The following is a 10774-nucleotide window of genomic DNA, read 5'->3' as shown; positions in this document are numbered from 1 at the left end:
CGTGCCCGGGGGGGGGGGGCGTAAGGGGGTTGATTTGGTGTCTGAGCCGGGGGGGCCGGCGGGCCGGCGACCCGCCACGGACATCGAAGGGCAGGTGAATTCGTCGTGTCGTCCATTCGGGACCGGGTGAAGCAGTTGGTGCCGACCCAGGTGACGAACCGGGTAAGGGAAAGCCTCGTCGACTACGGGGTACGCACCAGCGACCGGCGGCCGTTGCCGGACTTCCTCATCATCGGCACCAAACGCGGCGGCACCACCTCGCTGTGGAACTACCTGATCCAGCATCCGCTGGTACCCCGGCTCTTTCCCGCCTGGAACACGAAGTCCTCGCACTACTTCGAGGAGCACTGGAGTCGCGGCGAGGCCTGGTACCGCTCGCACTTTCCGACGGTGCGGCAGCGGGAGGCACTGGAGAACCGTCACGGCGGTCCGGTCCGGGTCGGTGAGGCCGCCCCGCTGTACATGTTCCATCCGCTGGCCGCCGAGCGGGTCAGTGCGCTGATGCCCTCGGTGCGGCTGATCGTGCTGCTGCGCGACCCGGTGGAACGGGCCTACTCGCACTGGAAGGAACGGCGGACCAACGGGGTGGAGCCGCTCGACTTCGCCGCCGCGCTGGCCGCCGAGGAGGAGCGCACGGCGGGGGAGCGGGAACGGCTGATCGCCGAACCGAACCACTTCAGCGAGCCCTACGACTGGTACACCTACCGGGCGCGGGGCCGCTACCTGGAGCACCTGCAACCGTGGCTGGAGCGCTTCGACCGCGACCAGCTCCTCTTCCTGCCCAGCGAGGAGCTGTACGCCGACGCGCGGGCGACCTACCGGCGCACCCTGGACTTCCTCGGCCTGCCTCCGTTCGACCTGCCCAACTTCAAGGTCTACAACGACCGGCGGTCGGCACCTCTGGAGCCGGCGCTGCGCGCCGAGCTGACCGCGTACTACCGCCCGCACAACGAGGCGCTGCGGCAGCGGCTGGGGTTGCGGCTCGACTGGCCGGACCGGGTCGCGTGACCGCCTCGGCCACCACCACGGGCGACCCCCGGAGCCGGGACGACGGGCTGGGCTGGGTCACCCGGGCGGTCTTCTCCGACCCGCGGGTGGCGGTGACCGTGGACGCCGAGCCACCGGCCGGGCACACCGTCGTGGCCCGGTACGCGGTGGTGCCGTCGGTGGCCCGGGCCCGTTTCCTGCTGCCGTTGGGCCGCCCCCGGGTCGCGGCGGCGGCGCTGCTGTCGTACAACGCCCTGCGCCCGGCGAAGCTGCGCGCGGCGCGGGCGGTGCTCGGCGTGGCGGCCCGGGCCGGCGCGGTGGACCGGGTTCCCTTTCCGGTGCTGACCGTGGCGCTGCCGGTCGGGCTCGACCCGGCGGAGGTGCTGCTCGCCGCGCGGGTCGGTGCCGAACTCGGCACGCCGGTGCACGCGGCCTGCGGGGTGCGTCCGCCGGACCCGAACCACAAGCCGACGCTGCAACTGTTCGACGACCGGGGCGAACCGCGCGGGTACGCGAAGATCGGCTGGAACGACGCCACGCGGGCGCTGGTCACCGCCGAGGCCGCGGCGCTGCGGGAGGTCGCCGGCCTGGCCGGGACGGCCGGGCACCCCGGCACCACGCGCCTGCTCACCGAGTTCGCCTGGGCCGGGCAGGCGGTGGCGGTGGTCGAGCCGCTGCCGGCGCGGATCCGGGGGCTGTCCATCGACGCGCCGCCCGACCTGGCGGCGCTGCTCGCGGTGGCCCGGCGTGGTCGCCCGCCGACGCCGGCCCGGCCGCTGGCCGGCTCACCGTTCCTGGCCCGCCTGACCGAGCAGGCGCGGCGGGCCGCGGACACCGTCGGTGAGCGTGCGTCGACCGCCGTCGCCGACCTGGCCCGCCGGCACGGTGACGTCGCCGTCGAGTTCGGTCACTGGCACGGCGACTGGGTGCCGTGGAACCTCGGCCGGCACGAGGGGGAACTCGTCGCCTGGGACTGGGAGCACAGCGGGCCGGAGGTGCCCGTCGGGTTCGACCTGGCACACGACGCGTTCCAGCGGGCGCTCGTGGCGCGCGGCGAACCAGCCGCGGCGGCGGCCCGGCAGGTCGACACCTGGCTGGACCGGCACGGCGAGGCGCTGGGGCTGGACCGGGCCGGGCGGCGGCTGGTGGCCGACGCCTACCTGGTGGAGATGTGGTTGCGGACCTGGCGGCTGGCCGACGCCGGTGCCGGCTGGAACCGGGCGCTGCATCCCGCCCTGCTGGACACCATTTCGAACCGACACAGCTGACCGACACGTCAAGCGGACTTGTGGGGAGTCGCGTGGACAACAACAAACTGGGAGCCGACCAGCAGCCGGTGCTGCTGCTGGTCGGGTCGAGCGGAGGGCACCTGGCGCAGTTGCTCGCCCTGCGGCCCTGGTACGAGACCTGGCGGCGATGCTGGGTCACCTTCGACACGCCGGAGGCGCTGTCGCTGCTGGCCGGGGAGGACGTCGTCCCGGCGTACCATCCCACCACCCGCCACCTGGGCAACCTGCTGCGCAACGCGTGGCTGGCCGTCCGGGTGCTGCGGCGACGGCGGGTCGCCGCGGTGGTCACCACCGGCGCGGGCGTGGCGGTGCCGTTCGTCGTGCTGGCCCGGCTGCGCCGCATCCCGACGGTCTACATCGAGGTCTACGACCGGATCGACACACCGACGCTGACCGCCCGGCTGTGCCGGCCGTTCCTGTCGGCGATGCTCGTGCAGTGGGAGGAGCAGCGCCGCCAGTACCCGGAGGCCACCGTCGTGGGGACGCTGCTGTGAGCGGCGACGCGCCCGGCGACGGGCACCGCGCCACGCCGCTGCGCCCTCGCCCGGCCCTCGACGAGCCGACGGTACGCGTACCGGGACAGCGTGAGTCGGACCTCGACGGTCGGCCGCGGGTGCTGGTGGCCGTCGGCACCGACAAGCATCCGTTCGACCGGCTGGTCGACTGGCTGGCCCAGTGGCACGACGAGGTCGACGGCAAGGTCCGGCTGACCGTGCAGCACGGCCACACCGGCGCCGCTGACCTGCCCGACGCGGTGCCGTTCCTCGGCCACGCCGAGTTGCAGGCCGCGATGGCCCAGGCCGACCTGGTGGTCTGCCACGGCGGCCCGGCCACCATCCTGGAGGCCCGCCGGCACGGACACCTGCCGATCGTGGTGCCCCGCGACCCGAGCCGTGGCGAGCACGTCGACGACCATCAGCTGTTGTTCGCCCGCCGGCTCGGCGCGGCCGGTCTGGTGGCGCTCTGCGAGTCCCGGCAGGAGTTGCTGGACATGCTGGCCGCCGGTCTCGCCGACCGGGACCGGTTCACCGTCGCCGTGGACGCCGACGCGGCCGACGGGCGGCGGGCCGCGGTGCGGCGGGTGGGAGTGATCGTCGAGGACCTGGTGGCCGCCGCGCAGCGGCGGCACCGACGCTGGTGGCGGCCGTGGCACGGCCCGAACGGAAGGCGGAAGCCGTGACCCGGTACCCGAGCGTGAGCGCGGTGGTGCCCACCCGCGACCGGCCCGAACTGCTGCGGGCCGCGGTACGGGCCATCGTCGCCCAGGACTACCCGGCTGCGGTCGAGGTGGTCGTGGTGTACGACCAGTCCGAACCGGACGCCTCCCTGGCCGAACTGTCGGCTCCGGACCGGCCGGTGCGGGTGGTCACCAACTCGCGGACCCCCGGCCTGGCCGGCGCGCGCAACACCGGCACCCTGGCCGCCACCGGTGAGTTGGTCGCCTTCTGCGACGACGACGACGAGTGGCTGCCCGGCAAGCTGCGCGCCCAGGCCGAGGCGTTGGCCGGTGTCCCCGGCGCCGAGTTCGTCAGCTGCGGCATCCGGGTCAGCTACGACGGGCACACCGTCGAGCGGGTGCTGGACCGCGACTCGATCAGCCTGGCCGAGCTGCTGCGGGACCGGATGACCGAGCTGCACCCGTCGACCTTCGTCATCCGGGCGTCGGCGCTGCGCGACGGGTTCGGGCTCGTCGACGAGGAGATCCCCGGCAGCTACGCCGAGGACTACGAGTTCCTGCTCCGGGCCGCCCGCAGCGCCCCGCTGGTCAACCTGCGCACCCCGTACGTGGTGGTGCGCTGGCACAAGCGGTCCTACTTCGCCCAGCGGTGGGACACCATCTCCGAGGCGCTGCAGTGGCTGCTGGACCGCTATCCCGAGTTCGCCAGCCAACCGGCGGGACAGGCCCGGGTCACCGGGCAGATCGCCTTCGCCCGCGCGGCGTCGGGCGACTCCCGGGGTGCGGTGCGCTGGGCCCGGCGGACCATCCGGCGCAACCCACGCGAGCCCCGGGCCTACCTGGCCCTGGCGGTCGCCGGGCGGGTGGTCCGCGCCGACACGGTGCTGCGCACCCTGCACCGACGCGGCCGAGGCATCTGAGCCGCCCGCGCCGCCCGTCGCGTCCGGAAGGCGGGACGCGACGGGCGGCGCGGGGTGCCGGGCCTCGGGCGTGACAGACTCATGCCTGTGTTGCGTTGGTTGACCGCAGGGGAATCGCACGGACCCGCTCTCGTCGCGTTGCTGGAGGGGGTGCCGGCCGGTGTCGAGGTGTCCTCCACCGACATCGCCGGGGAGTTGGCCCGCCGCCGGCTCGGCTACGGCCGGGGTGCCCGGATGGCCTTCGAGCAGGACGAAATCGAGATCATCGGCGGCCTGCGGCACGGCGTCACCCTGGGCAGCCCGGTCGCCATCCGGGTCGGCAACTCCGAGTGGCCCAAGTGGCGCACGGTGATGGCCGCCGACCCGGTCGACCCCGACGAGTTGGCCCGGCAGGCCCGCAACGCGCCGCTGACCCGGCCCCGGCCCGGCCACGCCGACCTGGCCGGCATGCAGAAGTACGGCCACACCGACGCGCGGCCGATCCTGGAGCGGGCCAGCGCGCGGGAGACCGCCGCCCGGGTCGCGGTCGGCACGGTGGCCAAGGCGCTGGTGCGCCAGGCCCTCGGTATCGAGATCGTCTCGCACGTGGTCGAGCTGGGCCCGATCGGCGTCAAGCCGGGGCTGCGGCCCCGGCCGGAGGACGCCGAGCGGATCGACGCCGACCCGCTGCGCTGCCTCGACCCGGAGGCCAGCGCCCGGATGGTCGCCGAGGTCGACGCCGCGAAGAAGGCCGCCGACACCCTCGGCGGCGTGGTCGAGGTGCTGGCGTACGGCGTACCGCCCGGTCTGGGCAGCCACGTGCAGTGGGACCGCAAGCTCGATGCCCGGCTGGCCACCGCGCTGATGTCGATCCAGGCGATCAAGGGTGTGGAGATCGGCGACGGCTGGCAGCAGGCCCGGTCCCGGGGCTCCGAGGCGCACGACGAGATCATGCCCACCGCCACCGGCGTCCGCCGGGTCACCGACCGGGCCGGCGGCCTGGAGGGCGGCATCACCACCGGTGAGCCACTGCGGGTGAAGGCGGCGATGAAGCCGATCTCCTCGCTGAACCGGGCGCTGGCCACGGTGGACGTGACGACCGGTGAGCCGGCCACCGCCATCAACCAGCGCTCCGACGTCTGCGCGGTGCCGGCCGCCGCGGTGGTCGCCGAGGCGATGGTGGCGCTGGTGCTGGCAGAGGCCGCGGTGGAGAAGTTCGGTGGTGACTCGGTCGCCGAGATGCGCCGCAACCTGGCCGGTTACCTCGACGCGCTGGTGATCCGGTGACCGCTCCGACCCGGCCGGTCTGTGTGCTGGTCGGCGCGCCCGGCTCGGGCAAGACCACGATCGGGCAGGGCCTGGCCGAGACGCTCGGCGTCGAGTTCCGGGACACCGACGCCGACATCGAGCGGCTCGCCGGCAAACCGATCCCGGAGATCTTCGTCGACGAGGGCGAGGCGCACTTCCGTTCCCTCGAACGGGCGGCGCTGGCCGCGGCGCTGGCCTCCTGCTCCGGGGTGCTCGCCCTCGGTGGCGGCGCGATCCTGGCCGAGGAGAACCGGGCCGCGCTCGTCGGTCACCGGGTGGTGCACCTCTCCGTCGAGCTGCCGGACGCGGTGAAGCGGGTGGGCCTCGGCGTCGGCCGGCCGCTGCTGGCGATCAACCCCCGGGCCACCCTCAAACACCTGATGGACCAGCGCCGGCCGCTGTACGCCGAGGTCGCCACCGCCACGGTCGTCACCGACGGCCGCACCCCCGAGGAGATCGTCGCCGAGATCATCCCCCTGCTGAAGCCGTAGCGCCGGGGCCCGGGCAACGTCTGCGGTCGCGCGCGAGCCGGCTCGGATCAGGAGCCGACGGTGACGGCGGTGCCGACGGTCCGGCGGCGTGGTCCGGGACGCCAGGTGGTCAGCAGGGCGAGGGCGAGCATGATCTCGGCGAGGTCGCCGCCGTAGTACATCACCGTCGCGCCGGCGCGCAGCTGCTCCGCGGTCGCCGGCACGTCGACCAGTAGGCCCGCGTACATCAGTTGGGCGAGGCTGGCGTGGGCGACCACGGCCGCGCCGAGCACCACCAGCCGGACCGGTACCCGGGCCCGGTGCGGGTAGGGTTCCGGGCCGGCGATCGACCAGGTGAACAGCAGCCCGCTGAGCAGGAAGTGCAGGTTGACCAGGTGGTGCAGGGCCGCGCTGTCGAGGGTGGCCCGGTACAGCGGGGTGAGGTGGAGCAGCCACAGCCCGCCGGCGGTGAGCAGCAGCCCGGTGACCGGGTGGGTCAGCGGTCGCAGCGCCGGATGGTTCAGCCTCCGCAACGCCGTCCGGCCGGTCCGCCGGTCGAGGCAGCGCAGGGCCAGGATGCCGGGTGCGCCGAGCACCAGCCCCAGCGGCGCCAGCATGCCGAGCAGCAGGTGCTGCCACATGTGCCCGGCGAAGTCGTCGGCCGGCAGCAGCAGCGCGGTGGCGAGCAGGGCGCACCCGGCGGCGAAGGCGGCCGTGCGCCAGTGGCTCCACCCGGCCCGGTCGGGGGCGCGTTGCCGTAGTGCGGCGGCCAGGTAGACCCAGCCGGCCAGCAGCGGCACGAGCAGCGCCGGACCGACCGAGGTGCCGTGCTCGGTGCCGTGCGCCGAGATCAGGACCGGGCCCACCACCAGCGGTGGGCTCACCCCGGTCGGCCCCGGGTCGGCGTCCGCCGCTGGTCGGCACCCCCGTCGACGGCGGTGGCGCGGCGCTGCACGAGCCAGCCGACGACGATCAGCACCACACCCAACGCGAGGAAGCCGAGATCCCACCAGAGCTGGTGCTCACCGGCGCGGACGTGGTGGATGCCCAGGATGTGGTGGTCGATGACGCCTTCGATCAGGTTGAACAGCCCCCACCCGATCAGCGCCCAGCCCCACAGCATGGGCGAACGCCACAGCTGGCCCCGGGAGCGGGTCACCCGCGAGTAGAGCATCGCGAGGCCGGTGAGGACGGCCACCCAGGCCACCACGTGGAACAGGCCGTCCCAGAGGGTGTTCATCTCCAGCCCCGCGACGGTGTCCACCGGGTACTCGCGTACCCCGATGTTGTCGCTGCCGGTGCTGCTGAGCATGTGGTGCCCACTGGAAGACCTGGTGCAGCAGGATGCCGTCGACGAAGCCGCCGAGGCCGAAGCCGAGGATGGTGGCGGGCAGCCGGATGTCCGCACCGTCGATCGTCCGCCCGCTCATGTCGACTCCCTCTCGCCCGTGACCCCCCGGCTGCCCGTGCCCGTTGTGCCCATCGCTAAACGTTGTTCCACCCCTCGGGCACCCCCGGTGGCGGCGCGGGTCGGATCGGTGCCGGGTGGGCTAGGCTCCCGGCGATGGACGAGGTGACCCGGATCCCGGTCGGCGGCGACCGACCGTACGACGTGCTGGTCGGCCGCGACCTGCTCGGTGCGCTGCCCGGGCTGCTGCCCGACGCCACCCGGGCGGCGGTGCTGCACACGCCGCCCCTGAAGGAACTGGCCGACGCGGTCGGCGCCGGCCTGGCGGCGGCCGGGGTGACACCCCTGCTGATCGAGGTACCCGACGCCGAGGCCGGCAAGCACGTCGACGTGGCGGCGCAGTGCTGGGACCGGCTCGGCGAGGCGGGGTTCACCCGTACCGACGCGGTGGTCGGTCTCGGTGGCGGTGCGGTCACCGACCTGGCGGGGTTCGTCGCGGCGTGCTGGCTGCGCGGGGTGCGCTGGGTGCCGGTGGCCACCTCGTTGCTCGGCATGGTCGACGCGGCGGTCGGCGGCAAGACCGGGATCAACACCGCCGCCGGCAAGAACCTCGTCGGTGCCTTCCACCCGCCGGCCGGCGTGCTGGCCGACCTCACCACGCTGGACAGCCTCCCGTCGACCGACCTGGCCGCCGGCCTGGCCGAGGTGGTCAAGTGCGGCTTCATCGCCGATCCGGTCATCCTCGACCTGGTCGAGGCCGATCCGGCCGCCGCGACCGACCCGGCCGGGCGGGTCACCCGGGAGCTGATCGAGCGGGCCATCCGGGTCAAGGCCGACGTGGTCGCGGGAGACCTGCGCGAGTCGGGCGTACGGGAGGTGCTCAACTACGGGCACACGCTGGCCCACGCGATCGAGAAGGTCGAGGGTTACCGCTGGCGGCACGGTCACGCGGTGTCGGTCGGCCTGGTGTACGCCGCCGAGCTGGCCCGCCTCGCCGGCCGGTTGGACGCGGCCACCGCGGCGCGGCACCGTACGGTGCTGACGGCACTCGATCTGCCGACCGGTTACCACGCCGACGCGTGGCCCCGCCTGCTGGCCACCATGCGGGTGGACAAGAAGGCCCGGGGCAGCCGGCTGCGTTTCGTGGTGCTCGACGGTCTGGCCCGCCCGGCGATCCTCGACGGCCCGGACGACGACCTGCTGCACGCCGCCTACGCCGCGGTGTCCGGGTGAGCGCGAACGGAGATGATTCGGTGAGCAGGCGGGTGTACGTGCTCAACGGGCCGAACCTGGGCCGGTTGGGCACCCGCCAGGTCGACGTCTACGGCGTGACCAGCTACGCCGACCTGGTGCAACTGTGCGAGACGACCGGACGGGACCTGGGCCTGGACGTCGTCGTGCGGCAGACCGACGCCGAGCACGAGTTGCTCGGCTGGCTGCACGCCGCCGCCGACGAGGGTGCCGCCGTGGTGCTCAACCCGGCGGCCTGGTCGCACTACTCGATCGCGGTGCGGGACGCCTGCGCGATGCTTCGTGGGCCGCTGGTGGAGGTGCACATCTCCAACATCCACGCCCGGGAGGAGTTCCGTCACCACTCGGTCGTCTCGGCGGTGGCGACCGGCGTGATCTGCGGGCTGGGTGTCGACGGCTACCGCCTCGCCCTGCACCACCTGGCCAACCGCCGCGACCAGCCCGCCTGACGTCCGAGCCGCCTGACGCCCAGACCGCTCGGCCTCAGGTGCCCGGTCACCGTCGGCTGACGGCTCAGCCGCACCTTCGTTCAGCGCCACGACTACGTTCGGTGCTGTTTACCCTCAGTGAGCAGCCGCCGCCCCCGCCCAACCTCCCTTCCCCTCCTTTGCTCTGCTTCAACCCACGCACTAGCGACTCACCAGCACCTTTGCGACGAAGCGGGGTGATGATGCACGGCGTTCTCGCAACAGATCGTGACTGATGCGTGGGTTGAAGCAGAGCAAAGGGAGCGAGTTGGTAGGTGGGGGTGGGGCTGGAGTGTTACTGGCAGTGTCGGATGGGCGGAGGCGGGGGCGCACCGGGTCATGCTGAGTCGCGTTGGATCGCGCTGAGCCGTGTCGCGCTGAGCCGGGCTGGACCTTCTCGACCGGCGGCGGACTCGGCGGGCGGCCGACGGCGGTCGGCGGGTTGCGAGGCGGCTAGTAGACTTGCCAGGTCTGTCCGCCAAATGATGATCAAGGCAGGAAATGGCCACCACCAACGACCTGAAGAACGGCCTGGTACTCAACCTCGACGGGGAGCTCTGGGCCGTCGTCGAGTTCCAGCACGTCAAGCCCGGTAAGGGTGGTGCGTTTGTGCGTACCACGCTGAAGAACGTGCTCTCCGGCAAGGTGGTCGACAAGACCTTCAACGCGGGCACCAAGGTCGAGACCGCGACCGTGGACAAGCGCACGATGCAGTATCTCTACGCCGACGGCGAGGACTACGTCTTCATGGACATGGAGACGTTCGACCAGATCACGGTGCTCGGCGGGACGGTCGGCGAGGCAGCCAACTACCTGCTGCCCGAGGCCGAGGCGATCGTGGCCACCCACGAGGGCGTGCCGCTCTACATCGAGCTGCCGACCTCGGTGGTGCTGGAGGTCACCTACACCGAGCCGGGTCTGCAGGGGGACCGGTCCACCGGTGGCAACAAGCCGGCGACGGTGGAGACGGGTGCGACCGTCCAGGTGCCGCTCTTCGTCACCACCGGCGAGAAGATCAAGGTCGACACCCGCGACGGCCGTTACCTCGGCCGCGCCTGATGTCCGAGGGTCCGAAGCAGCAGATGCCGGCGCGCCGCAAGGCGCGTAAGCGGGCGTTGGACGTGCTCTTCGAGGCCGACCTGCGTGATCGTCCGCCGGTCGAGGTGCTGGCCGGCTACGTCGAGCGGATCGAGAAGCCGCGCCCGGACCACCTGGGGTACGCGGTCGGCCTGGTCGAGGGGGTGGCCGGGCATCTGGACCGGATCGACGAGCTGATCTCCAGCTACGCCGAGGGCTGGACGCTCGACCGGATGCCGGTGGTCGACCGTAACCTCGCCCGGATCGCGGTCTACGAGCTGCTCTACCTGGACGAGATCGACGACGCGGTGGCGATCAGCGAGGCGGTGGAGCTGGCGCGGCAGATGTCGACCGACGACTCGCCGCGCTTCCTCAACGGTCTGCTCGGCCGGATCGCCGAGTACGCCACCCGCTGAGGTGGGTGGCGGTGGCCGATGACCG

At 73.1% G+C, this 10774-nt stretch carries 13 protein-coding genes and 1 pseudogene; 11 read left to right on the top strand and 3 right to left on the bottom strand.

Annotated features, from left to right (window positions below; genetic code table 11):
• Window positions 1-105: 105 nt before the first annotated feature.
• From V5O40_RS16095 to V5O40_RS16065, 7 genes are all read left to right on the top strand, one after another.
• Entirely contained in the window at window positions 106-1008 is a 903-nt protein-coding gene (locus V5O40_RS16095; protein ID WP_332906186.1) for a sulfotransferase domain-containing protein, read from the top strand.
• A complete protein-coding gene (locus V5O40_RS16090) occupies window positions 1005-2255 on the top strand; it encodes a serine/threonine-protein kinase (RefSeq protein ID WP_332906185.1) in 1251 nt (416 codons plus the stop codon). Before V5O40_RS16095 ends, V5O40_RS16090 begins: the two co-directional genes overlap by 4 nt.
• 32 nt (window positions 2256-2287) lie before the next feature.
• Window positions 2288-2770: a glycosyltransferase family protein gene (locus V5O40_RS16085; RefSeq protein WP_269738788.1), complete on the top strand. Its 483-nt coding sequence runs from the start codon at window positions 2288-2290 to the stop codon at window positions 2768-2770.
• Window positions 2771-2889: 119 nt separating this feature from the next.
• Window positions 2890-3456: a glycosyltransferase gene (locus tag V5O40_RS16080; RefSeq protein ID WP_332906189.1), complete on the top strand. Its 567-nt coding sequence runs from the start codon at window positions 2890-2892 to the stop codon at window positions 3454-3456.
• On the top strand, window positions 3453-4373 hold the full coding sequence (locus V5O40_RS16075) for a glycosyltransferase family 2 protein (protein ID WP_332906184.1): 921 nt from the start codon (window positions 3453-3455) through the stop codon (window positions 4371-4373). The genes V5O40_RS16080 and V5O40_RS16075 overlap by 4 nt, the downstream gene beginning before the upstream one ends.
• An 87-nt stretch (window positions 4374-4460) precedes the next feature.
• Window positions 4461-5639, top strand: coding sequence for a chorismate synthase (gene aroC / locus V5O40_RS16070; RefSeq protein ID WP_332906183.1), 1179 nt, complete (start codon window positions 4461-4463; stop codon window positions 5637-5639).
• Complete coding sequence (locus V5O40_RS16065) at window positions 5636-6151, top strand: shikimate kinase (protein ID WP_332906182.1); 516 nt, start codon at window positions 5636-5638, stop codon at window positions 6149-6151. Before aroC ends, V5O40_RS16065 begins: the two co-directional genes overlap by 4 nt.
• Before the next feature lie 47 nt (window positions 6152-6198).
• Here the strand turns inward: V5O40_RS16065 and V5O40_RS16060 are convergent, their stop codons facing one another.
• From V5O40_RS16060 to V5O40_RS16050, 3 genes and pseudogenes are all read right to left on the bottom strand, one after another.
• Window positions 6199-7014, bottom strand: coding sequence for a cytochrome c oxidase assembly protein (locus V5O40_RS16060; protein ID WP_332906181.1), 816 nt, complete (start codon window positions 7012-7014; stop codon window positions 6199-6201).
• The gene (locus V5O40_RS16055) at window positions 7011-7442 is read right to left on the bottom strand and encodes a DUF2243 domain-containing protein (RefSeq protein ID WP_332906180.1); all 432 of its coding nucleotides are present in this window, start codon (window positions 7440-7442) and stop codon (window positions 7011-7013) included. The genes V5O40_RS16060 and V5O40_RS16055 overlap by 4 nt, the downstream gene beginning before the upstream one ends.
• Before the next feature lie 37 nt (window positions 7443-7479).
• Window positions 7480-7560: pseudogene (locus V5O40_RS16050) on the bottom strand (DUF2243 domain-containing protein); the annotation flags it as partial.
• A gap of 134 nt (window positions 7561-7694) precedes the next feature.
• Here V5O40_RS16050 and aroB point away from each other — a divergent pair.
• The 4 genes from aroB (at window position 7695) to nusB (ending at window position 10749) form a co-directional block, all read left to right on the top strand.
• The gene (gene aroB, locus V5O40_RS16045; RefSeq protein ID WP_332906179.1) at window positions 7695-8771 is read left to right on the top strand and encodes a 3-dehydroquinate synthase; all 1077 of its coding nucleotides are present in this window, start codon (window positions 7695-7697) and stop codon (window positions 8769-8771) included.
• 20 nt (window positions 8772-8791) lie between these two features.
• A complete protein-coding gene (gene aroQ / locus V5O40_RS16040; RefSeq protein WP_332906178.1) occupies window positions 8792-9238 on the top strand; it encodes a type II 3-dehydroquinate dehydratase in 447 nt (148 codons plus the stop codon).
• 519 nt (window positions 9239-9757) lie between these two features.
• Window positions 9758-10315 carry an elongation factor P gene (gene efp, locus V5O40_RS16035; RefSeq protein ID WP_169599241.1) on the top strand — a complete coding sequence of 186 codons (558 nt, stop codon included), beginning with the start codon at window positions 9758-9760 and terminating at the stop codon, window positions 10313-10315.
• A 23-nt stretch (window positions 10316-10338) separates the two neighbouring features.
• Window positions 10339-10749, top strand: a complete 411-nt coding sequence (nusB, locus tag V5O40_RS16030; RefSeq protein ID WP_170863437.1) for a transcription antitermination factor NusB — start codon at window positions 10339-10341, stop codon at window positions 10747-10749.
• Window positions 10750-10774: the final 25 nt, after the last annotated feature.

The organism is Micromonospora palythoicola (assembly GCF_036689795.1).
Classification (GTDB): domain Bacteria; phylum Actinomycetota; class Actinomycetes; order Mycobacteriales; family Micromonosporaceae; genus Micromonospora; species Micromonospora palythoicola.
The sequence above is the reverse complement of the archived record's forward strand: the minus strand, read 5'-3'. Positions and strand labels throughout refer to the sequence as shown.